Raw genomic sequence first — 22,277 nt, 5'->3', positions numbered from 1 at the left:
GAAGACGAAACGAACCGAAAGTTCGAAATTCACAAACACCTAGCTGTCACATACCCAATTTGCTGAAGCGAGGCCATCTGGTCCCGAGTCAGTACCCGAATTTCTTGACGACCATAGAGCGTTGGAACCACCTGATCCCATCCCGAACTCAGCAGTGAAACGATGCATCGCCGATGGTAGTGTGGGGTTTCCCCATGTGAGAGTAGGTCATCGTCAAGATTAAATTCCGAAACCCCAATTGCGAAAGCAGTTGGGGTTTTGTTTTGCCTGCGAGAAAGTTTTAGCCTGCCACCGGGGAAATTCATCCTGAAGTGGATGGCGAGTTTTGGTATGGTGCAGCTCGTTTTTTAACGGACTGATGCCCTGCCCATGGATCGGCACTCATTTACGTCAAAGAGTTGCTGTAGAAATGCCTGAACCAATCCCGATCAAGGACCATGAAAAAGAGACGAGGCTGGTCAACAAACGCTTGATTGCCTGTGCTCTGTTCGTGTTCGCCATCAGCTGCGCTTTGGTGGTGCGCCTGTACATTCTCCAGGTCGTGGAATTCGATTACCACTCGACCATCTCCGAAAACAACCGTGTCCATGTCCTGCCGATACCGCCGACGCGGGGATTGATCTACGACCGCAACGGCGTATTGCTCGCCGACAACCGTCCCAGCTACAACCTGACCATCACTCGTGAGCGTGCAACCGACGTCAATCAGGAGCTGGACGAAGTCATCAACTTGCTGCACTTGCCTGCTGAAGACCGCACGGTATTCGACAAGGCGATGAAGCAATCCCGGCATCCATTCACACCGGTCACACTGTTTTATGAGCTGACGGAAGAGCAGATCGCCGTCCTGGCGGTGAACGAATTTCGCTTGCCGGGCATTGATGTCGAACCGCAGTTTGTCCGGCACTATCCTCTCGGCGCACATTTCGCTCATTCAATCGGTTATGTCGGTCGGATCAATGAAAAGGAAGCTAAAACCCTCGACTCCGTGGAATACCGAGGTACGCAGTCCATTGGTAAAACCGGTATCGAGCGTTTTTATGAGGCGCAGTTGCACGGCCATGTCGGTTACGAAGAAGTCGAGACCAATGCTCAAGGCCGTGTGCTGCGGGTGCTCAAGCACACGGATCCGGTTCCAGGTAAAAACATCGTCCTTAGTCTTGACGTCAAACTGCAGGAAGCCGCCGAAGCTGCTTTGGGAGACCGTCGTGGTTCAGTGGTAGCTCTCGACCCGTCCACCGGAGAAGTGCTGGCGATGGTCAGCAATCCGAGCTTCGATCCGAATCTGTTCGTCACCGGGATCAGTTCGAAGGAATATTCAGCGCTGCGGGATTCCATCGATCGGCCATTGTTCAACCGCGTATTGCGTGGCCTGTACGCCCCAGGCTCGACGATCAAACCGGAAGTCGCCATCGCAGGGCTGGACGCAGGCGTCGTAACTCCGCAGACCCGCGTATTCGATCCCGGCTATTACCAACTACCGGACTTCGATCACAAGTATCGCAACTGGAACCACAGCGGTGATGGTTGGGTGGACATGGACGCGGCGATCATGCGTTCCAACGACACCTACTTCTACGACTTGGCGCACAAGCTTGGCATCGATCGTCTGCACGACTACATGGCGATGTTCGGCCTTGGTGAAAAAGTCTCGCTGGACATGTTTGAAGAGTCCCCCGGTCTGATGCCGTCGCAGGCGTGGAAACGCGCTACACGGCGACAGGCCTGGTATCCCGGCGAGACGGTTATTCTCGGCATCGGCCAGGGATACATGCAGGTCACACCGCTGCAATTGGCCCAGGCCACTGCCCTGATCGCCAATAAGGGGATATGGAATAGGCCGCACTTGGCCAAGTCGGTCGACGGTGTAGCGCCGGTCGACGAACATCCAATGCCCAATATCCTGCTCAAGGACCCGCGCGATTGGGAGCAGGTCAACCACGGTATGCAGATGGTCATGCACGATGCTCGAGGTATTGCCCGAGCGGCCGCTGCGGGGGCGCAATATCGCATCGCCGGCAAGAGTGGTACGGCGCAGGTGGTGGCGATCAAGCAGGGTGAGCGTTACAACCGCGAGAAAACCCTCGAGCGCCACCGTGACAACGCCCTGTTTGTAGGATTCGCACCGGCCGAACATCCGAAGATCGCCATCTCGGTAATGATCGAGAACGGCGAGGCGGGTGGTCGTGTTGCCGGTCCAGTAGTGCGGCAGATCATGGACGCCTGGTTACTCGATCAGGATGGTCACCTTAAACCTCAATACGCTGCGCCGAGCAAAGCGCCGGGCGATCCTCACGTCTGAGGCGTAACGGTTCACAGCACAGGCTCCGTAAGCGGAGCCTGTGATTACGCACCCGGTACCGGGCAGCTCATATCACCTTCCTCACATTTCAAATACTGCTTGAGGGTTTCTACTCTGGCCTTGGTTACGGCTGTAAGACAACTACTGTAAACCAATGGATAAACACTCCCGCCTGCCACCCCAGAAGCCGAAAACTTGCACTCGGCATCCCGAAAGCTGACCCACGCCCGCTGCGCATTGACCAGCAGCTTCTTTCCGTCCGGGTTGTCCTTCAGGCGTCCGGTGATCTGCTGATAGAGCGTATTCAGTTCCTTGTCTGCCGCTTTGAAGGCTTGCCCCGCGCATTGATTCATCGTCGCCTGATCGCTGGCGTTGGCACAATCAACGGCGGCATGGGCGAAAGGGGCAAACAAAAAGGGCGCAGAGGCCAGAAGCAGACGCACTGACATAAGGTTCTCGCTGTATCGAGTGGAAAGAGTGTATCGAGTGTTATGTACGTAGCCGGGAGGCCTCAAGCAAGCGATCCGCAGTGGCGGTGATTTCTTCGCCTTCATGCAGCCGCTCCAGCCAGTGCTCGGGGATCGCCCGAGCGCTGTAGTAAGCACCTGCCAACTGACCCACGATAGCAGCCGTTGTATCCGCATCATCACCGAGATTGGCTGCTTTCAACACCGCTTCGGCGAATGTCTGCGTATGGTGAAAGCACCACAAAGCGGCTTCCAGCGATTGGACGCTATAACCACTGCCTTTTATTTCAGTTTCCGCTTTGTGAAGGTACTCACCCTGAGCAATCGCAACCACCTTGGGCTGGGAAAGCTTGAGCAGTGGCGCCCGGCGAAGCTGTGTTTTCTCCGCACCCTCAAGCGCTCGTGCAATCAGATCAGCCAGCAATTGGCAGCACTCGATTGCCTCCGGCGCCGCATGGGTTGTGCGCGAACTGTCGGCAGCAAAGGCCTGTATTTGGCGATTATCGGGGAAATAGAACAGCACGATGGGCGCCAACCGCATCAGCGACCCGTTGCCAGCTGTCAACGGGTCAGTCGAGCCGGCAAAAGGCTCTCCGCTTCGCTGATACTGTTGCAGCGCCTGGCTCACGGTCATGCCGATGTCGAAACATTCACCGGTGGAGCTCAGATATCCCCATTTCCACCAATTGAGATAGCGGCCCATCTGATCAGCCGCGTCGAAACCGTTTTTGCGCAGCAGGCTCTCGGCCAGGCAGAGTGCCATTGAGGTGTCATCGGTCCATTGCCCTGGCTTGAGCTGGAACGGGCCACCGCCGACCATGTCGCTCAGCGGCTGGAATGATCCTCGCGGCTGGAACTCAACTGTTGTGCCGACCGCATCGCCGCAAGCCAGGCCGAGGAGGGCGCCGCGATACCGATCGGCAAGAGAGGGCTGCATGATTCGTCCTTGTTTCTGCGGATTCGCTGGAAAGATAACAGGTCAAGCGGCGCCGATCACAGAGCGGAAACTACCGCAGGATGTGTCTGCTCGGATCGATGCCTGCAGCGCCTGGATACAACTTCGCATTGGACATGTGGTCATACAAGCCTAGTGTTCAGAACAGGAGGTGACGTATGAAACCAGTACCTAACAGTTTCGAACGCAAGATCACGCTCAAGGCGTCGCGTTCCCATGTCTGGCGCGCATTGGTCGATGCAGAGGCGTTCGGTCAGTGGTTTGGCGTGGCACTTGAGGGCCGGCGCTTCATTGCCGGTGAGTGGACGCAGGGCCAGGTCACGTACCCCGGTTATGAACACGTATTGTGGAATGTGCTGATCGAGCGGGTCGAGCCGCAGCAGTTGTTTTCTTTCCGCTGGCACCCGTATGCGGTCAACCCGAAGATCGACTACTCGCAAGAGCCGACCACGCTGGTCAAGTTCGAATTGCAGGACTTCGAGGACGGCACTCTACTCAAGGTCTCGGAGTCCGGCTTCGCGCACATCCCTGATATCCGTCAGAAAGAGGCGTATTACATGGACAGTCGCGGCTGGGAGGAGCAGTTGAGCAGGCTTGAACAGTTTCTCGCCGAAAGCGCCAGGGCTCGTGAAAGCGGCGGTGCCTGACAGGTCTAAGGGTTTTCGGCAGTGTTTGTATGGCGAATGTCTTACACGCATTGGTAGCTTTTACGACTATTGCTGATTGGATCCACAGGGTAATCTACACACATCAACTGAGACACAGGGAGTGTTTCAGGATCATGGACGATCGACCATCGCAAGGATCGCTGCCGACAGGGAGTCGATAATGGTCTTGGGAAAAACCCGCTTCGGCGGGTTTTTTTTCGCCTGAATGTAGGAGCCGCCGAAGGCTGCGATCTTTTGATCCTGCTTTTAAAAGCCAGGTCAAAAAGATCACAGCCTGCGCGAATGTCATCCCGTCACGAAGCAATCAACTGCCGCAACACATAATGCAGGATCCCCCCGGATTTGAAGTACTCGACCTCATTCAGCGTATCAATGCGGCACAAGACTTCGATTCTCTCCTGACGCCCATCCTCCCGAGTGATAACCAGCGGCAGGTTCATCCGCGGCCTCAGCTCGACGCCGGTCAATCCCAGAATCTCGAACGTCTCTTTGCCGGTCAGATTGAGACTCTTGCGATTCTGATCAAGCTTGAACTGCAACGGCAGCACACCCATGCCGACCAGATTAGAGCGGTGAATACGTTCGAAGCTCTCCGCAATCACCGCTTTGACGCCCAGCAGATTGGTGCCTTTCGCCGCCCAGTCACGGCTCGACCCGGTGCCGTACTCCTGACCGGCAATCACCACCAACGGCGTACCCGACGCCTGATATTTCATCGCTGCGTCATAGATCGCCATTTTTTCCCCGGTGGGAATGTAAAGTGTGTTGCCACCTTCCTCGCCACCCAGCATCTCGTTGCGAATACGGATGTTGGCAAACGTACCGCGCATCATCACTTCATGATTGCCGCGACGGGAACCGTAGGAGTTGAAGTCGCGCGGCTCCACGCCTTTTTCCTGCAGGTATCGCCCGGCCGGGCTGTCGATCTTGATGTTGCCGGCGGGGGAGATGTGGTCGGTGGTCACTGAATCGCCGAGCAAGGCCAAGACCCGCGCGCCTTTGACGTCTTTGACTTCCGGCAGAGGGCCGGAAATGTCGTCGAAGAAAGGTGGATGCTGAATGTAGGTCGAATTGTCCTGCCACACGTAAGTCGCCGCTTGCGGCACCTCGATGGCCTGCCATTGCTCATCACCGGCAAACACTTCGGCGTATTCCTTGTGGAACATCGCCGTGTTGACCTGATTCACCGCTTCGGCGATTTCCCGGCTGCTCGGCCAGATATCGCGCAGGTATACCGGATTGCCCTGCTGATCCTCACCCAGCGGTTCGCTGCTGATGTCGGTGCGCACGCTGCCAGCCAGTGCGTAGGCGACGACCAGCGGAGGCGAGGCCAGCCAGTTGGTTTTCACCAGCGGGTGTACGCGACCTTCGAAGTTGCGGTTGCCGGACAAGACCGACGCGACGGTCAGATCGGCTTTCTGAATGGCTTTCTCGATCGGCTCCGGCAGTGGCCCGGAGTTGCCAATGCAGGTGGTGCAACCGTAGCCAACTAACGAAAACCCGAGCTGATCAAGGTATTGAGTCAGCCCGGCAGCCTTGTAATAGTCGGTGACGACTTTCGAACCGGGGGCCAGTGAGCTTTTGACCCAAGGCTTGCGCGTCAGACCTTTCTCGACAGCTTTTTTCGCCAGCAGTCCAGCAGCCATCATCACGCTCGGGTTGGAGGTGTTGGTGCAGGAGGTAATCGCGGCGATGACCACTGCACCGTTTTTCAGGCGATAGGTCTTGCCCTCGTATTCGTAGTCCGCTTCGCCCACCAGATCGGCGTTGCCCACTGCTACGCCGCCGCCACCCTCGCTTTCCAGGCGTCCTTCTTCCTTGCTGGTGGGTTTGAATTGCAGGTCGATGAAATCACTGAAGGCCTGCGCGACGTTCGGCAGCGAGACGCGATCCTGCGGACGTTTCGGTCCGGCCAGGCTGGCCTCGACGCTGCCCATGTCCAAAGCCAGGCTGTCGGTGAACACCGGCTCCTGACCCGGCAGACGCCACAGGCCTTGAGCCTTGGTGTAGGCCTCGACCAGTTTCACCACTTCCGGCGGCCGGCCAGACAGGCGCAGGTATTCCAGCGTGACATCGTCGACCGGGAAGAAGCCGCACGTCGCACCGTATTCCGGGGCCATGTTGGCGATGGTTGCGCGGTCGGCCAGTGGCAGATCGGCGAGACCATCGCCATAGAACTCGACGAATTTGCCGACTACGCCTTTCTTGCGCAGCATCTGCGTTACGGTCAGCACCAGATCGGTGGCGGTGATGCCTTCCTTGAGTTTGCCGGTGAGTTTGAAGCCGATCACTTCCGGAATCAGCATCGATACCGGTTGCCCAAGCATCGCCGCTTCCGCTTCGATCCCGCCCACGCCCCAGCCGAGTACGCCGAGGCCGTTGATCATGGTGGTGTGGGAGTCGGTGCCGACCAGCGTGTCGGGGAACGCGTAGGTGCGGCCATCCTCGTCTTTGGTCCAAACGGTGCGGCCGAGATATTCGAGGTTGACCTGGTGGCAGATGCCGGTACCCGGCGGGACCACGCTGAAGTTATCGAACGCACTCTGGCCCCAGCGCAGAAAGGCATAGCGCTCGCCGTTGCGTTGCATTTCGATGTCGACGTTCTGTTCAAACGCACTGGCGCTACCAAACTTGTCGACCATCACCGAGTGGTCGATCACCAGGTCCACCGGCGACAACGGATTGATCCGCTGCGGATCGCCACCAGCCTTGGCCATTGCCGCGCGCATTGCGGCGAGATCGACGACGGCGGGGACACCAGTAAAATCCTGCATCAATACACGGGCAGGGCGGTACTGGATTTCGCGATCGGAGCGGCGCTCCTTGAGCCAGGCGGCGATGGCTTTGAGGTCAGCGCCGGTGACAGTTTTTTCGTCCTCCCAGCGCAGCAGATTTTCCAGCAGTACCTTCAACGACATCGGCAGCTTGTCGAGGTCGCCCAGGCTTTTGGCGGCTTCCGGCAGGCTGAAATAATGGTAGGTCGTGGCATCGATTTGTAGGGTTTTCAGTGACTTCAGACTATCGAGGGACGGCATTACGATCACTCCTTTGAGTCCGCACGGCTACGGACTGAGGGGACGGGCAGAGCATTAAACCTAGCCCTGTTTTGAGTAGCTGGCTAATAACTGGACTCTATCGGCGCAACCATGGTTCCGACTTCAGCTATCATGCGCCGGTTTTCGTGACAGGCATTGCGGCAACGCAAGGCTTGAGCATCGCGCAACGGTCGAATGATCGACCGTTGCCCAGGAGTAAGAATGAACACCCTATTCATGCATTGCCGGCCCGGCTTCGAAGGCGAAGTCTGTTCGGAGATTTCCGATCTCGCCGCCCGTCTCAATGTCGCCGGTTACGCCAAAGCCAAAACCGCCACGGCCTGCGCCGAGTTTGTCTGCACTGAAGCCGACGGCGCCGAACGCCTGATGCGCGGTCAGCGTTTCGCCGAATTGATTTTCCCTCGGCAGTGGGCGCGGGGCTTTTTCATTGATCTGCCGGAAAACGATCGCATCAGCGTGATCCTCGCGCACATGGCCGATTTCCCGGTGTTTGGCAGTCTGTGGCTGGAAGTGGTCGATACCAATGACGGCAAGGAACTGTCGAATTTCTGCAAAAAATTCGAAGGCCCGCTGCGCAAGGCGCTGACCGCCGCTGGCAAACTGGTGGAAGACGCCAGCAAGCCGCGATTGTTGCTGACCTTCAAAAGCGGACGCGAAGTGTTCCTCGGCATGGCTGATGCCGGCAATTCGGCAATGTGGCCGATGGGCATTCCACGCCTGAAGTTTCCTCGCGAGGCGCCCAGCCGTTCGACCTTGAAGCTGGAGGAGGCGTGGCACCACTTCATTCCACGTGATCAGTGGGAAGATCGCCTGCACAGCGACATGACCGGCGTTGACCTCGGCGCCGCACCGGGCGGCTGGACCTGGCAACTGGTCAACCGTGGCATGCTGGTGACGGCTATCGACAACGGCCCGATGGCTGAAAGCCTGATGGAAACCGGATTGGTCCAGCATCTGATGGCGGACGGTTTTACCTTCAAACCGAAGCAGCCGGTGGACTGGATGGTTTGCGACATCGTCGAGAAACCGGCGCGCAACGCGGCGATGCTCGAAGAGTGGATCGGCGAGGGGCATTGCCGCGAGGCGGTGGTCAACCTGAAGCTGCCGATGAAGCAGCGTTATGCCGAAGTGAAACGTCTGCTCGAGCGCATTGCCGATGGTTTCAAGGCTCGTGGGATCAAGGTTGATATCGGCTGCAAGCAGCTATATCACGACCGCGAGGAAGTGACTTGCCATCTGCGCCGGCACGACACCAGGAAAACCAAATCGCGCTGACACAACACTGAACCTGTGGGAGCGAGCCTGCTCGCGAAAGCGGTGGGGCAGCCAACGATGTGCTGACTGACGGATTGCCTTCGCGAGCAGGCTCGCTCCCACATGGGTTGGACGATAATCCCGGCGATGCGCGACAATGCCGGCCAGTTTCTGGAGTGAACCATGAGTGAAATGATCGATACCCCGGTCGACGGCACCCTCGACGCCACCGGCCTCAATTGCCCGGAGCCGGTGATGATGTTGCACCAGCACATTCGCGATCTGGTACCCGGCGGCCTGCTCAAGGTGATCGCCACCGATCCCTCGACCAAGCGCGATATCCCCAAGTTCTGCGTGTTTCTTGACCATGAGCTGGTCAGCCAGCACGAAGAGGCCGGCACCTATCTGTACTGGATTCGCAAGAAGTCCTGACTCAGGGCAAAAAAAGACCTGCAAATGCAGGTCTTTTTTTATGGGTGATCAACCCGCCGAACGACTGATTCGAATCCGCTTGCGCGCACTGCGTGTCAGACGAATCGACAGCATCAACGCTGCGCAGCTTAAGCCTACGATCAAACCCTGCCACAAACCGCTCGGACCGCGTGGCTCGCCGAGCCAATCGGTCAGGCCCAGCGCATAACCGACCGGCAGACCGATGCCCCAGTAGGCGAAGAGAGTCAGGATCATCGTCACCCGAGTGTCCTGATAGCCACGCAGTGCACCGGCCGCAGTCACCTGGATTGCATCTGAAAACTGGAACAGCGCCGAATAAACAATCAGCATCGCCGCAATATGAATCACCGTTGGATCAGCGGTATAGATCGCCGCAATCGGCTCGCGCAGCGCCAGCATCAGGCTCGCCGACAGGCAGGCGTAGGCCAGCGCCGTGCCCATGCCGACTCCGGCGGCAAAGCGCGCTTCACGCGGTTCTTCGCGCCCAAGCGCCTGACCGACACGCACGGTGACCGCCATGCCCAGCGAATAGGGAATCATGAATACCAGCGAGCTGACGTTCAGCGCGATCTGATGCCCGGCCACCACCGTCGCGCCGAGGCTGCCGATCAGCAGGGCGATTACGGCAAAAATACTCGACTCGGCAAACACCGCGATGCCGATCGGCAAACCAATCGACAGCAGACGTTTGATCACCGCCCACTGCGGCCAGTCGAAGCGGCTGAACAATTCGCTTGAGCGATAGGCCGGTGCCCAGCGTTCGTACCCGGCCAGGCCCAGCGCCATTACCCACATCACGATCGCCGTGGCCCAGCCGCAGCCGACGCCGCCCATGGCCGGCACGCCGAAGTGGCCGTAGATGAAGATGTAGTTCAGCGGGATGTTCAGCGCCAGACCGCAGAGGCCCAGCACCATGGCCGGGCGGGTGCGGCCGATGCCATCGCTGGTGCAGCGCAGCACGTGATAGAAGGCCACCGCCGGCAAGCCGCTGGCGATGCCGTGCAGATATTGCATGCACGGGCCGATCAGCTCGGGATCGACCTTCATCAGGTGCAGCACCGGCTCGGCGGCGACCAGCATCGAGGTGGCGATCAGTCCGACTACCAATGCCAGCCATAACGCCTGACGCACGATCGGGCCGATCTCGCTGTGCTTGCCGGCGCCGAAACGCTGGGCGACTTTTGGTGTGGTGGCCAGCAGGGTGCCGGTCATCAACAGAAATACCGGAACCCAGATCGAGTTGCCCAGCGCCACTGCCGCCAGATCCTTGGGGCCGACGCGCCCGGCCATCACCGCATCGACGAAGCCCATGGCCGTGGTCGCCAGTTGCGCGATGATGATCGGCAGGGCCAGGGCGAGCAGGTTTTTCAACTCCAGGCGAATCCGCGCAGGGCGGCTCAGCGAGACGGCGACAGGTTGGTCAGTTACAGGGTTCACAGGCAAAGCGTCCAGAAAGTATTGATGCGCAGAGCGGCGCATTCTACGCCGCTGACGCCTCGGTCAGGAAATATCCTCTGTTGCGTATTTGTAAGCGCAAACCCTGCTGGCTGATCGACGCGTCAGCACCTAAACTGCCGATCCGCCCAAGGAGCCCGCCATGCTGATTGTTGCCGACGAAAATATCCCGCTGCTCGATGCCTTTTTTGCCGGTTTCGGTGACATCCGCCGAGTGCCGGGCCGCTCCATTGACCGCGCGACGGTCGAGCACGCCGATGTGTTGCTGGTGCGTTCGGTGACCAACGTCAATCGCGCGCTGCTTGCTGGCAGCAAGGTGCGCTTTGTCGGCACCTGCACCATCGGCACCGATCATCTGGATCTCGATTACTTCAACGAGGCCGGGATCTGCTGGTCGAGCGCGCCGGGTTGCAATGCCCGTGGCGTGGTCGATTACGTACTGGGCAGTCTGATGACGCTGGCCGAAATCGAAGGCGCGGATCTGACTCAGCGTACTTACGGTGTCGTCGGCGCCGGTGAAGTGGGGGGGCGCTTGATCAAGGTTCTCAAGGGCTTGGGCTGGAACGTCAAGGTTTGCGATCCGCCGCGTCAGGCTGCCGAGGGCGGCGATTATGTCAGCCTTGAGCAGATCATCGAGCAGTGCGACGTAATCAGTCTGCATACGCCATTGACCCGCAGCGGCGACTCTGCAACCTGGCACCTGTTCGATCAACAGCGTTTGCAGCAACTCAAGCAGGGTGCATGGCTGATCAACGCGGCGCGTGGCCCTGTAGTGGACAATGCAGCGCTGCGTGAGGTGCTGCTGGAGCGCGAGGACCTGCAAGCGGTGCTCGACGTCTGGGAAAAAGAGCCGGAAGTCGACCCTGCGTTGGCCGAACTCTGCGTATTGGCCACGCCACATATTGCCGGTTACAGCCTCGATGGCAAGCAACGCGGGACCGCGCAGATTTATCAGGCCTACTGCGCTTTCAGCGGCCAACCTGCAGCTATCCAGCTCAGCGATCTGCTGCCAGCAACCTGGTTGTCGGAAGTTTCCCTGCACGGTGACAGCGATCCGGCGTGGGCGCTGGCGATGTTGTGCCGGGGCGTGTATGACCCGCGCCGCGATGATGCGGATTTCCGCCGCAGCCTGGTGGGAAATGTCGCTGAGCAGCGCTCGGCGTTTGACGCGTTGCGCAAGCAATATCCGGTGCGACGCGAGATCGAAGGGCTGAAGGTGCGGATTGAAGGGGAGTCGCCGTTGTTGCGGCAGATTGTTGAGGCGCTGGGGGCGGTGGCTGTCTGAATCAGCGCTGGCCTTTTCGCGAGCAGGCTCGCTCCCACAGGGGATCTACAGTGCAGCAAAGTTAAAGGTGGGAGCGAGCTTGCTCGCGAAAGCCACACCACCAATCCCGAATTGCAGATATAAAAAACCCGGCCAATCAGGGCCGGGTCAGGAAGACGGTGGCTACATCACTCTTGTTCGGCAGGCTTGACCAATCGCTTCTCCAGTTCGCGGCACGCGTCCTGGATCATGTCTTCAGTGATCGGTACTTCACGGCCCTGCTCATCGATAATCGAGCAACCCAGAGACTGGTCGGGTTTGGTGCGGATCACTTCAATCTTGTCTTCGCTGCTGTGTTGCAAGGACATGGCCTGTCTCCTCATCAGGTTGTGTGCCTAAGTTAAAACCGCCACGTGACCAGGCTGTGACAACTCCCTGCGGTCTGTCGGCGGGCGGCATCTCTACTCAAACAGAAATGACCGCTCGTCTCAACCGCAACCTTAGACCAATCGTTTCTAGCATCCGGACATCCCGGGCATATTTAACCTGACTCATTGTGATTTACAGAGTTCCACCCCATCTGAGTCTGTAGGCTGGCCCGATCCATCTGCGCAGACGTGAACTCCATGATCTCCATGCTTTCTTCCCGACACCGGCGCGCCCTGCGCCTGACCAGTCATTTTCTCCTGCCGTACCGCTGGCATGCCTTCGGCGCACTGCTCGCGCTGATCGTTACCGCCGGCGTTACCCTGTCGATGGGGCAGGGCATCAAGTTGTTGGTAGACCAGGGTTTCATGACCCGTTCGCCGCATCTGCTGAATCAGTCGATCGGCATTTTCATGTTGCTGGTGCTCGGACTGGCGCTGGGCACCTTTGCCCGTTTCTATCTGGTGTCGTGGATAGGCGAGCGCGTGGTCGCCGACATTCGCCGCCAAGTGTTCAATCACCTGGTGTATCTGCATCCAGGCTTTTATGAGGACAACCGCAGCTCGGAAATCCAGTCGCGCCTGACCGCTGATACCACGCTGCTGCAATCGGTGATCGGCTCGTCGCTTTCGCTGTTCCTGCGCAATCTGCTGATGGTCATCGGTGGTGTGGTGTTGCTGTTCATCACCAATCCGAAGTTGACCAGCATTGTCGTGATTGCACTGCCGCTGGTGATCGCGCCGATCCTGATTTTCGGCCGCCGCGTGCGCAATCTGTCGCGCCAGAGCCAGGACCGCATCGCCGACATTGGCAGCTATGTGTCGGAAACCCTTGGTCAGATCAAAACCGTGCAGGCCTACAACCATCAAGTGCAGGACGAGCAGCGTTTCGCTTCTACCGTCGAGCAGGCGTTCGAAACCGCGCGTAAGAGGATCTTCCAGAGGGCGTGGTTGATCACGCTAGTGATCGTGCTCGTGCTTGGCGCGGTGGCGGTGATGTTGTGGGTCGGCGGCATGGATGTGATGGCGGGGCGGATTTCGGCTGGGGAACTGGCGGCGTTCGTTTTCTACAGCCTGATTGTCGGCAGTGCGTTCGGCACGCTGAGCGAAGTGATCGGCGAGCTGCAGCGCGCTGCTGGCGCAGCGGAGCGGATCGCAGAATTGCTGCGTTCGGAAAACATCATCCAGCCACCGTTGACCGGACTGGTCACTCTGCCAGCGCGAGTCAAAGGTGAACTTGAGCTGCGCGACGTGCGCTTTTCCTACCCCTCGCGTCCGGAAAGCTACGCCGTCGATGGCTTGAATCTGACGGTGAGGGCGGGTGAGACCTTGGCATTGGTGGGGCCGTCGGGCGCGGGCAAGTCCACGGTTTACGACTTGTTGCTGCGCTTCTACGATCCACGCGAGGGGCAGATTTTCCTCGATGGCGTGCCGCTGACCAGCCTTGACCCGCTGGATCTGCGCCGCTGTTTCGCCCTGGTCTCGCAAACCCCCGCGTTGTTTTTCGGCAGCGTGGAGGACAACATTCGCTACGGCTGCCCGACGGCCACGCTTGAACAGGTCAAGGAAGCTGCGCGAATTGCCCACGCCCACGACTTCATCGAACAAATGCCGGACGGCTATCAAACTCATCTCGGCGACGGCGGCCTCGGGTTGTCCGGCGGTCAGCGCCAACGTCTGGCCATTGCCCGCGCCTTGCTAGTGGACGCGCCGATCCTGCTCCTTGACGAAGCCACCAGCGCCCTCGACGCACAGAGCGAACATCTGATCCAGCAGGCCCTGCCAACGCTGATGGAAAACCGCACCACGCTGGTGATCGCTCACAGGCTGGCCACGGTGAAGAACGCTGACCGGATTGCGGTGATGGATCAAGGCAAGCTGGTAGCGGTGGGGACACATCAGGAGTTGATCGCCAGCAATCCGCTGTACGCACGGCTGGCGGCGTTGCAGTTCAATGATGGTCGATCTGTCACAGCAGACTGAGCAATCGACCGAGTAACCGACCAAAAAAATGCCCGCATCTCACGATACGGGCATTTTTCATGATTCGGCGTCAGCCTGGTGATTACTGATCGTCAAAATACCGCTCATGCCAATCCACCAGCGGTTGCGGCGAGTTGAGTTTTTGCCCGTAGATCACCGAGTAGGACAACACGTTCTGCACGTATTGACGGGTTTCGTCGAACGGGATGCTTTCCACCCAGACGTCGAAACTCAGGTGATCAGCGCCGCGCAGCCACTGACGCACGCGGCCTGGCCCGGCGTTATAAGCGGCGGAGGCGAGCACGCGGTTGCCGTTGAACTGGCTGTGCACCTGGCTGAGGTAAGCGGCGCCGAGCTGAATGTTCTTGTCTGGATTGAGCACCTGCTGCGGCGAAGCCAGGGGGATGCTGAATTTGCGCGCGGTTTCCTTGGCGGTGGCTGGCATCAGTTGCATCAGACCGCTGGCGCCGACGCCGGAGCGCGCGTCGTCCATGAACGCGCTTTCCTGTCGGGTGATGGCGAACACCCAGCTCGAATGCAGGCCGCGAACCTTGGCTTCACGCACGAGGGTATCGCGGTGAGCCATCGGGAAGCGGATGTCCAGATCGTCCCAGTACTGCGCCTGACTGATGGTGCGAATCGCCGGGAAGTACCATTTCAGGTCGTAGGCCAGTTTGGCCTGGGCGACCATTTCATCGCGGTTGAAATGACGGCTGACGTGATACCACTCGCGACGCCCGTCGACGATCTGCCCGCGTGCATGAAACTCCAGCGCGCGCCGCACGCCGGGGGTGTTACGAACCTTGTTGATCAACGCCTGGCTGAGCACCAGCGGCTTGTTGTTCAGCGAGTAAGGCGACTGTGAACGGTCTGCGGCGAGGAAGCCGTAGAAGTCTCGTTCCCGCGCCAGATTCTTGTACAGGGTCAGCGCTTGCGGGTTTTGTGGCTCGGCCAGTTCCAGACTGCGCGCCTGCCAATAGCGCCAACGGTTGGTGGTGGCCAGGTCTTGCGGCAGACGTTTGGTCAATTCGTAGGCATCGTTCCAGCGTGCCAGACGCAGCAGCAGGCGCAGGCGCCATTCCGAGACGGTGTTGTCGCGCAGCTCCGGATCGTATTTGGTCATCACGTCCAGCGCGCGGCTGTCGAAGCGGCGCGCGAGGGTCAGGCCGATCTCGCGAGCGATCGCGACCTTCTCATCGCGAGAGAAATGCATGCTGCTGGCGTAACCGTCGAGCAAAGCCATGGCCTTGTCCGGATCCTGCCGAGCGAGGCGGCGCAAGCCGAGGCTGACGACGTCTGACATCGGCTCGTCGGCCGGGCTGAAGCGCGACGGCTGATTGAGCAATTCGGGTTTCTGCGCCACGTCGACCAGCAAACGACCGCGCGGGGCGAGGGTGGTCAGGCCGTTGATCAGACTGTTGGCCAGCGGATAGTTGCGTGCCTGCGCAGCAAGTTTGGTGCGCTCCCAGCGTTTCTGCTCGGTAAGCTGGCCGTCGGCAGCCCAGATGCCGAACAGCGCGTCACAGGCGGCGGGTTGCGATTTGCCGGTCAGCCAGAGTTTTTCTGCGTTGGCATAGCCTTCAGCCTTCTTGTCGTGGCTGATTTGGTACTGCGCGTTGAGGCAGTCGAGCTCAGTGAAATTCAGCTTCGGATCGTAATACTTGACGAAGGTCGCCCAGTCGCCACGGTCGGCGAGCCAGCGCAACCAGCGCAGCTTCATCCAGTTGGCTTGCGGCAGGTCACCGTGTTCGGCGAGGAATTTCTCGATTTCTGCGTTGCTCGCGGTCTTCAGACGCGCGGTCAGTTCGTCGTAGGCCAGATACGGTTCCAGCGGATAATCGGCCAGCGCCTGGCTGTAACGGAAATACGGGCCGGTATCACCCTTGGCCAAGGCGCGCTTGGCTTCATCGTAATACTGGCGTTGGGTGGACAAGTCCACCGCCTGGACGGATTGAGCGGCAGCGGCGGTAAGAAACAAGCAGGACAAAACACTGAAAAGGCGACTGCGCATGAGACATCCGGGCAGAGAAATCATGACAAGTGCCGATCGGAATCCGCACTGAATTGACTGTAGCTTAGCCTTTTGCCAGCAAGCGGCGAAAGCTTTGCGAGCCTCGCTGCACAAGTTCGCAACAAATGTTGTGCAGAGTGCTTCGACAGACAAATTGCCGGCCTGCTGAAGCCTCAAGTCAGGTAGAATGCGCGCCCGGTTTTTGGAGAAGCTCATGACCCTGCTCAAATTCAGCGATGTGTCCCTTGCGTTCGGCGCTATGCCGTTGTTGGACAAGGTGTCCTGGCAGATCGCCCGTGGTGAGCGGGTGTGCATCATCGGCCGCAACGGCACTGGCAAGTCCAGCATGATGAAACTGGTCAAGGGCGACCAGAAGCCCGATGACGGCTCGGTGTGGCGTGCCCCCGGTCTGAAAATCGGCGAATTGCCGCAAGAATTGCCAGTTGCCGACGACCGGACGGTATTCGACGTGGTGGCTGAAGGCCTCGATGGTGTTGGCGCCTTGCTCGCCGAATACCATCACCTGAGCCAGAACATCGTCACCGACGCCGATCTGGACAAGCTGATGCACGTTCAGCACGACCTCGAAGCCCGTGATGGCTGGCGCCTTCAAACGCTGGTCGACAGCACCCTGAGCCGCCTGCAACTGCCGGCCGACAAGACCCTCGCCGAGTTGTCCGGCGGCTGGCGTCGTCGCGTGCTGCTGGCGCAGGCGCTGGTGTCCGAACCGGACCTGCTGCTGCTCGACGAACCAACCAACCACCTGGACATCGGTGCGATTGCCTGGCTCGAAGAAGCGTTGAAAGATTTCCAGGGCGCCGTGCTGTTCATCACGCACGACCGTTCCTTCCTGCAAAACCTCGCCACGCGCATTCTCGAACTGGATCGCGGCGGGCTGATTGACTGGAACGGCGACTACGCCAGTTTCCTCGTGCACAAAGAAGCTGCGCTGGCCGCTGAAGAAACCGCCAACGCGCTGTTCGACAAGCGTCTGGCTCAGGAAGAAGTCTGGATCCGTCAGGGCATCAAGGCCCGCCGCACTCGTAACGAAGGTCGTGTGCGCGCTCTGAAAGCCCTGCGCGTTGAGCGCAGTGAGCGTCGCGAGCGTACCGGCAAGGCCAACATCCAGCTGGAAACCGCGGACAAATCCGGCAAGCAGGTGATGGTCCTCGAGAACGTGAGCTTCGCGCATCCGGGCGGGCCGTTCCTGATCAAGGATTTCTCCATGGTCCTGCAGCGCGGCGACCGTATCGGTCTGCTCGGCGCCAACGGTACCGGCAAGACCACCCTGTTGAAACTGATGCTCAGCGGTCTGCAACCGACCAGCGGCAAAGTGGAAGAGGGCACCCGGATCGACGTGGCGTACTTCGACCAGTTGCGCCATCAGCTGGATCTGGAAAAAACCGTGATCGACAACGTCGCCGAAGGTCGCGACTTCATCGACATCGACGGGCAGAGCCGTCACGTGCTGAGCTATCTCGGCGACTTCCTGTTCAGCCCGCAGCGTGCACGCACGCCGGTCAAGGCGTTGTCGGGTGGTGAACGTGCGCGTCTGTTGCTGGCGAAGCTGTTCAGCAAACCGGCGAACCTGCTGGTGCTCGACGAACCGACCAACGACCTCGATGTGGAAACTCTCGAGCTGCTCGAAGAAGTGCTGCTGACTTTCAACGGCACCGTGCTGATGGTCAGCCACGACCGGGCATTTCTCGACAACGTGGTGACCAGCACCCTGGTCTTCGAAGGTGAAGGCAAGGTTCGTGAATACGTCGGCGGCTATCAGGACTGGATCCGTCAGGGCGGTTCGCCGCGTCTGTTGGGCGTGACTGAAAGCAAGTCGGGCAAGGCTGACCTGAACTCGGCGGTGGTTAGTGCTGAGCCGGCTCCGGTGGCTGCGCCTGCGGCTGCCGCTCCGGTGGCCAAGAAGAAACTCAGCTACAAGCTGCAGCGCGAGCTGGAAGCCTTGCCGGGCGACATCGACGCCAAGGAGCAGCAAATCGCCGCGGTTGAAGCGGAAATGGCTGAAGCCGGTTTCTATCAGCGTCCGCCGGCGGAAACGGCCAAGGTGATTGCTTCGCTGGAGCAATTGCAGGCCGAGCTGGATGCGTTGGTGGAGCGTTGGGCCGAGCTGGATGCCTGATTGCTCCTGATGTGAAAAAGCCCGGCGCTCAGTGATGAGCGCCGGGCTTTTCATATGTAGCGCGATCTACAGGCTGGAGCAGGTCAACTGTGAGAGCGAGCCTGCTCGCGAAAGCGGTGTGTCAGGCGGCACTCATATTGAATGTGCCGACGTATTCGCGAGCAGGCTCGCTCCCACAAAGAGCAAGACAGATCAGCGTTTGACCAGGTGTACCGCCAGCACATCGCATGGCGCACCGTGCAGCACGTCATTCGCGGTCGAGCCGAGCAGCAGTGCCAAGCCATGACGGCCATGGCTTCCGACCACGATCAGATCGCACGCTTGTTCCTTGGCGAAATGATGGATTTCCTGGCGTGGCTGGCCGTAGGTCAGATGGCAATTGGCGCCTTCGAGCTCGGGGTATTTCGATTTGAGTTTTTCAAGACGCTCCTTGGCCTGATCGAACTGCTGTTGTTGCAGTTGTGACAGGTCCATTGGCACGTCGCCACCGAAGGCCATGGCCATCGGTTCAACGATATGCACCAGCGACAACTTGGCAGCGTTGCTCACCGACAGCTCGCGGGCGCGGTGGATCACAGGGTCGCACTCTTCGGTCAGATCTACAGCGACCAGTATGTGGTGGTAGGGCATGAGGTGCTCCTCCTGAGGGTTCGATATTGGTAAGTATGGCTGGTTTCAAGCGCATTGGTTCGCAAGTGACACAATGGGCTCATCAAAAATCGGGAGTACAGATATGACGGTCTGGCTGGTGGTGTCAATCCTGCTGGTAGTTTTAAGTCCGCTGGCATGGTTGCGCCCGTCTCGCGCGCAGAGCGGGCGCATGGCCCTGCGCATGGAGGCTCGACGCATCGGCCTGGCCATGCAACTGGCGCCGCAGGAGTGGCCGCACTGGCTGCTGCCAGAGCCGCCAAACCCCTGCGCCCAGTACCATCGGCCGCGGCGTGGCAGCCAACCGGCGTGCTGGACGTACTGGCAGAAAACCCCGGGCGTCTGGGTCAATCAATGGCAGGAAGTCTGCGATGACCGGATCCTGCTCGATTATTTCGAAAAATTGCCGGGCAATGTTTTCAAGATCGAAGCGGACAAGCAGATGATCGCCTTGTACTGGGGCGAGAAGGGCGAGGCGACGGTTCTGCAGGATATCGACGCGACCCTGAAAGCACTGGCGTGATGCGCGGACTTTTCTCACTGCAACGGTGTGAAACGTCCGGCAGACGCGCAATAAAAAGCCCGACATGATTCGTCGGGCGGATTGGCCAGGCAGGCCGGTAACTTTTTTTGCGGCAGGCGCTTTGATCGCCTCGGCAAATTTCTTCGCAGTCCACCCAGCGTAGCCTTCTGAACAGGGCTCGGCGGAAATTAGGGCGACTTTTCTAACTATTGATTCTATGAATGGCTGAACATCGGGGCGGGTGTTGCTGCTCATCATGGTGCAGAAATGACCGCAAAGTCGCATTTCAGCCCGAATTTAGGGCGATTGACAATTGTCTGAAATTCCGTGAAGGTGACGTACCCGAATCAAACGGGCGTATGAATTGAGCGTTTGTCTTACAGACTGCTCCTACAGAATCCCGACTATCGCGTTGGCGGGTGTGCCAGGCGGACGGTGTCAGTATCGACGAGCAAAACGTCCTTCTGAGCCATAAGCCTGCGTCCGACGTGTACTGTTCAGCTTCCATATCGTGGAGATCAGTTGATGATTTACGAAGGTAAAGCCATCACGGTTAAAGCTCTTGAAAGTGGCATCGTCGAATTGAAATTCGACCTCAAGGGTGAGTCCGTCAACAAGTTCAACCGTCTAACCCTGAACGAACTGCGTCAGGCCGTAGACACCATCAAGGCAGATGCTTCGATCAAGGGCGTGATCGTCAGCAGCGGCAAGGACGTGTTCATCGTCGGCGCCGACATCACCGAATTTGTCGACAACTTCAAGCTGCCGGATGCCGAGCTGGTTGCAGGCAATCTCGAAGCCAACAAGATCTTCAGCGATTTCGAAGACCTCAACGTGCCGACCGTCGCGGCCATCAACGGCATCGCCCTCGGTGGCGGTCTGGAAATGTGCCTGGCGGCTGACTATCGCGTCATGTCCACCAAGGCCAAGATTGGTCTGCCGGAAGTGAAACTGGGCATCTACCCGGGCTTCGGCGGTACCGTACGCCTGCCACGCCTGATCGGTGTCGACAACGCCATCGAGTGGATTGCCGCCGGCAAGGAAAACCGCCCTGAAGACGCGCTGAAAGTCAGCGCCGTCGACGCCGTAGTCGCCCCTGAAAAATTGCAGGAAGCTGCCCTTGAGCTGATCAAGCGCGCCATCTCCGGCGAGTTCGATTACAAGGCCAAGCGTCAGCCGAAACTTGAAAAACTCAAGTTGAACGCCATTGAGCAAATGATGGCTTTCGAAACCGCCAAAGGTTTCGTGGCTGGCCAGGCCGGCCCGAACTACCCGGCGCCGGTTGAAGCGATCAAGACCATCCAGAAAGCCGCGAACTTCGGTCGCGACAAAGCGCTGGAAGTGGAAGCTGCAGGCTTCGTCAAACTGGCCAAGACCTCTGCCGCACAGAGCCTGATCGGCCTGTTCCTGAACGATCAGGAGCTGAAGAAAAAGGCCAAGGCCTACGACGAAATCGCCAAAGACGTGAAGCAGGCTGCCGTACTCGGCGCCGGCATCATGGGTGGCGGTATCGCTTATCAGTCGGCCTCCAAAGGCACGCCGATCCTGATGAAGGACATCAACGAGCACGGTATCGAGCAGGGTCTGGCCGAAGCCGCCAAGCTGCTGGTCGGCCGTGTTGACAAGGGTCGCATGACCGCGGCGAAGATGGCTGAAGTGCTCAACGGCATTCGTCCGACCCTGTCCTACGGCGACTTCGGTCACGTCGATCTGGTCGTCGAAGCTGTGGTCGAAAACCCGAAGGTCAAGCAAGCGGTACTGGCTGAAGTCGAAGACAAGGTCAAAGAGGACACCATCCTCGCGTCCAACACCTCGACCATTTCCATCAGCCTGCTGGCCAAGGCCCTCAAGCGTCCGGAAAACTTCGTCGGCATGCACTTCTTCAACCCGGTGCACATGATGCCGCTGGTGGAAGTGATCCGTGGCGAGAAGTCCAGTGAACTGGCGATCGCCACCACCGTTGCCTACGCGAAGAAAATGGGCAAGAACCCGATCGTCGTCAATGACTGCCCGGGCTTCCTGGTCAACCGCGTGCTGTTCCCGTACTTCGGCGGTTTCGCCAAGCTGGTCAGCGCCGGTGTCGACTTCGTTCGCATCGACAAAGTGATGGAAAAATTCGGCTGGCCAATGGGCCCGGCTTACCTGATGGACGTGGTCGGCATCGACACCGGTCACCACGGTCGCGACGTCATGGCTGAAGGTTTCCCGGATCGCATGAAGGATGACCGTCGTTCGGCCATCGACGTGCTGTACGAAGCCAAACGCCTGGGCCAGAAGAACGGCAAGGGCTTCTACGCCTACGAGGCCGACAAGAAAGGCAAGCAGAAGAAAGTCGCCGATCCGTCGGTACTCGAAGTGCTCAAGCCGATCGTTTACGAGCAGCGCGAAGTCACTGACGAAGACATCATCAACTGGATGATGATCCCGCTGTGCCTGGAAACCGTGCGCTGCCTGGAAGACGGCATCGTTGAAACCGCCGCCGAAGCCGACATGGGTCTGGTCTACGGTATCGGTTTCCCTCCATTCCGTGGCGGTGCGCTGCGCTACATCGATTCGATCGGTGTTGCCGAGTTCGTTGCCCTGGCTGACCAGTACGCTGATTTGGGCGCGCTGTACCACCCGACCGCGAAGCTGCGCGAAATGGCCAAAAACGGCCAGAGCTTCTTCGGTTAAGCG

The 22,277-nt window shown here is 59.1% G+C and carries 16 protein-coding genes and 1 rRNA gene; 10 read left to right on the top strand and 7 right to left on the bottom strand.

All coding sequences use genetic code 11. The features are described 5' to 3' along the window. Nucleotides 1-103 precede the first annotated feature (103 nt). Both rrf and mrdA read left to right on the top strand, forming a co-directional pair. Nucleotides 104-219 (top strand): 5S ribosomal RNA (gene rrf / locus AB4O45_RS04450). Nucleotides 220-409: 190 nt separating this feature from the next. Then, nucleotides 410-2,302 (top strand): penicillin-binding protein 2, encoded by a 1,893-nt coding sequence (gene mrdA / locus AB4O45_RS04445; RefSeq protein ID WP_056791554.1) that lies wholly within the window; start codon nt 410-412, stop codon nt 2,300-2,302. Between the two features lie 44 nt (nt 2,303-2,346). Here mrdA and AB4O45_RS04440 read toward each other — a convergent pair whose 3' ends face one another. Together AB4O45_RS04440 and AB4O45_RS04435 are read right to left on the bottom strand one after the other, a co-directional pair. Continuing rightward, complete coding sequence (locus AB4O45_RS04440) at nt 2,347-2,751, bottom strand: lysozyme inhibitor LprI family protein (RefSeq protein ID WP_041477366.1); 405 nt, start codon at nt 2,749-2,751, stop codon at nt 2,347-2,349. Between the two features lie 40 nt (nt 2,752-2,791). Continuing rightward, complete coding sequence (locus AB4O45_RS04435) at nt 2,792-3,706, bottom strand: ADP-ribosylglycohydrolase family protein (protein ID WP_095182350.1); 915 nt, start codon at nt 3,704-3,706, stop codon at nt 2,792-2,794. A 176-nt stretch (nt 3,707-3,882) separates the two neighbouring features. Between AB4O45_RS04435 and AB4O45_RS04430 the strand changes: the two genes are divergently transcribed. Beyond that, nucleotides 3,883-4,371: an SRPBCC family protein gene (locus tag AB4O45_RS04430; RefSeq protein WP_016775506.1), complete on the top strand. Its 489-nt coding sequence runs from the start codon at nt 3,883-3,885 to the stop codon at nt 4,369-4,371. A 314-nt stretch (nt 4,372-4,685) separates the two neighbouring features. On the opposite strand, the gene acnA is transcribed toward AB4O45_RS04430, so the two are convergent. Continuing rightward, a complete protein-coding gene (gene acnA, locus AB4O45_RS04425; protein ID WP_252868015.1) occupies nt 4,686-7,427 on the bottom strand; it encodes an aconitate hydratase AcnA in 2,742 nt (913 codons plus the stop codon). A gap of 222 nt (nt 7,428-7,649) precedes the next feature. On the opposite strand from acnA, the gene rlmM reads away from it, so the two are divergent. After that, entirely contained in the window at nt 7,650-8,723 is a 1,074-nt protein-coding gene (gene rlmM, locus AB4O45_RS04420; RefSeq protein WP_041477361.1) for a 23S rRNA (cytidine(2498)-2'-O)-methyltransferase RlmM, read from the top strand. Between the two features lie 162 nt (nt 8,724-8,885). Further along, entirely contained in the window at nt 8,886-9,134 is a 249-nt protein-coding gene (tusA, locus tag AB4O45_RS04415) for a sulfurtransferase TusA (RefSeq protein ID WP_016775503.1), read from the top strand. A gap of 48 nt (nt 9,135-9,182) precedes the next feature. Here tusA and AB4O45_RS04410 read toward each other — a convergent pair whose 3' ends face one another. Beyond that, on the bottom strand, nt 9,183-10,592 hold the full coding sequence (locus AB4O45_RS04410; RefSeq protein ID WP_038862250.1) for an MATE family efflux transporter: 1,410 nt from the start codon (nt 10,590-10,592) through the stop codon (nt 9,183-9,185). Nucleotides 10,593-10,752: 160 nt separating this feature from the next. Here AB4O45_RS04410 and pdxB point away from each other — a divergent pair, with 160 nt between their 5' ends. After that, a complete protein-coding gene (gene pdxB, locus AB4O45_RS04405; RefSeq protein WP_460161116.1) occupies nt 10,753-11,895 on the top strand; it encodes a 4-phosphoerythronate dehydrogenase PdxB in 1,143 nt (380 codons plus the stop codon). Between the two features lie 167 nt (nt 11,896-12,062). On the opposite strand, the gene AB4O45_RS04400 is transcribed toward pdxB, so the two are convergent. Next, the gene (locus AB4O45_RS04400) at nt 12,063-12,242 is read right to left on the bottom strand and encodes a PA1571 family protein (RefSeq protein ID WP_024013646.1); all 180 of its coding nucleotides are present in this window, start codon (nt 12,240-12,242) and stop codon (nt 12,063-12,065) included. 258 nt (nt 12,243-12,500) lie between these two features. Here AB4O45_RS04400 and AB4O45_RS04395 point away from each other — a divergent pair, with 258 nt between their 5' ends. Further along, nucleotides 12,501-14,282 carry an ABC transporter transmembrane domain-containing protein gene (locus AB4O45_RS04395; RefSeq protein ID WP_460161115.1) on the top strand — a complete coding sequence of 594 codons (1,782 nt, stop codon included), beginning with the start codon at nt 12,501-12,503 and terminating at the stop codon, nt 14,280-14,282. 82 nt (nt 14,283-14,364) lie between these two features. Here the strand turns inward: AB4O45_RS04395 and AB4O45_RS04390 are convergent, their stop codons facing one another. Further along, nucleotides 14,365-16,293 (bottom strand): transglycosylase SLT domain-containing protein, encoded by a 1,929-nt coding sequence (locus AB4O45_RS04390; protein ID WP_252868012.1) that lies wholly within the window; start codon nt 16,291-16,293, stop codon nt 14,365-14,367. 214 nt (nt 16,294-16,507) lie between these two features. Between AB4O45_RS04390 and AB4O45_RS04385 the strand changes: the two genes are divergently transcribed. Continuing rightward, nucleotides 16,508-18,430 carry an ATP-binding cassette domain-containing protein gene (locus AB4O45_RS04385; RefSeq protein WP_016775499.1) on the top strand — a complete coding sequence of 641 codons (1,923 nt, stop codon included), beginning with the start codon at nt 16,508-16,510 and terminating at the stop codon, nt 18,428-18,430. A 192-nt stretch (nt 18,431-18,622) separates the two neighbouring features. Here AB4O45_RS04385 and AB4O45_RS04380 read toward each other — a convergent pair whose 3' ends face one another. Next, nucleotides 18,623-19,060, bottom strand: a complete 438-nt coding sequence (locus AB4O45_RS04380; protein WP_016775498.1) for a universal stress protein — start codon at nt 19,058-19,060, stop codon at nt 18,623-18,625. A gap of 103 nt (nt 19,061-19,163) precedes the next feature. Here AB4O45_RS04380 and AB4O45_RS04375 point away from each other — a divergent pair, with 103 nt between their 5' ends. Both AB4O45_RS04375 and fadB read left to right on the top strand, forming a co-directional pair. Beyond that, nucleotides 19,164-19,601, top strand: coding sequence for a hypothetical protein (locus AB4O45_RS04375; protein ID WP_056791532.1), 438 nt, complete (start codon nt 19,164-19,166; stop codon nt 19,599-19,601). 525 nt (nt 19,602-20,126) lie between these two features. Next, the gene (gene fadB, locus AB4O45_RS04370) at nt 20,127-22,274 is read left to right on the top strand and encodes a fatty acid oxidation complex subunit alpha FadB (protein ID WP_024013640.1); all 2,148 of its coding nucleotides are present in this window, start codon (nt 20,127-20,129) and stop codon (nt 22,272-22,274) included. The last annotated feature ends 3 nt before the right edge of the window (nt 22,275-22,277 follow it).

The organism is Pseudomonas sp. S2_B10, assembly GCF_054668425.1.
This window is presented reverse-complemented; position numbering and strand designations above follow the sequence as displayed.

Excerpts from the sequence above, each read along its gene's own strand:
- rlmM (WP_041477361.1), top strand. The coding sequence starts at position 7,650 with ATGAACACCCTATTCATGCATTGCCGGCCCGGCTTCGAAGGCGAAGTC.
- AB4O45_RS04390 (WP_252868012.1), bottom strand. The coding sequence starts at position 16,293 with ATGCGCAGTCGCCTTTTCAGTGTTTTGTCCTGCTTGTTTCTTACCGCC.
- AB4O45_RS04380 (WP_016775498.1), bottom strand. The coding sequence starts at position 19,060 with ATGCCCTACCACCACATACTGGTCGCTGTAGATCTGACCGAAGAGTGC.
- AB4O45_RS04400 (WP_024013646.1), bottom strand. The coding sequence starts at position 12,242 with ATGTCCTTGCAACACAGCAGCGAAGACAAGATTGAAGTGATCCGCACC.
- AB4O45_RS04385 (WP_016775499.1), top strand. The coding sequence starts at position 16,508 with ATGACCCTGCTCAAATTCAGCGATGTGTCCCTTGCGTTCGGCGCTATG.
- tusA (WP_016775503.1), top strand. The coding sequence starts at position 8,886 with ATGAGTGAAATGATCGATACCCCGGTCGACGGCACCCTCGACGCCACC.
- AB4O45_RS04430 (WP_016775506.1), top strand. The coding sequence starts at position 3,883 with ATGAAACCAGTACCTAACAGTTTCGAACGCAAGATCACGCTCAAGGCG.
- pdxB (WP_460161116.1), top strand. The coding sequence starts at position 10,753 with ATGCTGATTGTTGCCGACGAAAATATCCCGCTGCTCGATGCCTTTTTT.
- acnA (WP_252868015.1), bottom strand. The coding sequence starts at position 7,427 with ATGCCGTCCCTCGATAGTCTGAAGTCACTGAAAACCCTACAAATCGAT.
- AB4O45_RS04435 (WP_095182350.1), bottom strand. The coding sequence starts at position 3,706 with ATGCAGCCCTCTCTTGCCGATCGGTATCGCGGCGCCCTCCTCGGCCTG.
- fadB (WP_024013640.1), top strand. The coding sequence starts at position 20,127 with ATGATTTACGAAGGTAAAGCCATCACGGTTAAAGCTCTTGAAAGTGGC.
- AB4O45_RS04375 (WP_056791532.1), top strand. The coding sequence starts at position 19,164 with ATGACGGTCTGGCTGGTGGTGTCAATCCTGCTGGTAGTTTTAAGTCCG.
- mrdA (WP_056791554.1), top strand. The coding sequence starts at position 410 with ATGCCTGAACCAATCCCGATCAAGGACCATGAAAAAGAGACGAGGCTG.
- AB4O45_RS04395 (WP_460161115.1), top strand. The coding sequence starts at position 12,501 with ATGATCTCCATGCTTTCTTCCCGACACCGGCGCGCCCTGCGCCTGACC.
- AB4O45_RS04440 (WP_041477366.1), bottom strand. The coding sequence starts at position 2,751 with ATGTCAGTGCGTCTGCTTCTGGCCTCTGCGCCCTTTTTGTTTGCCCCT.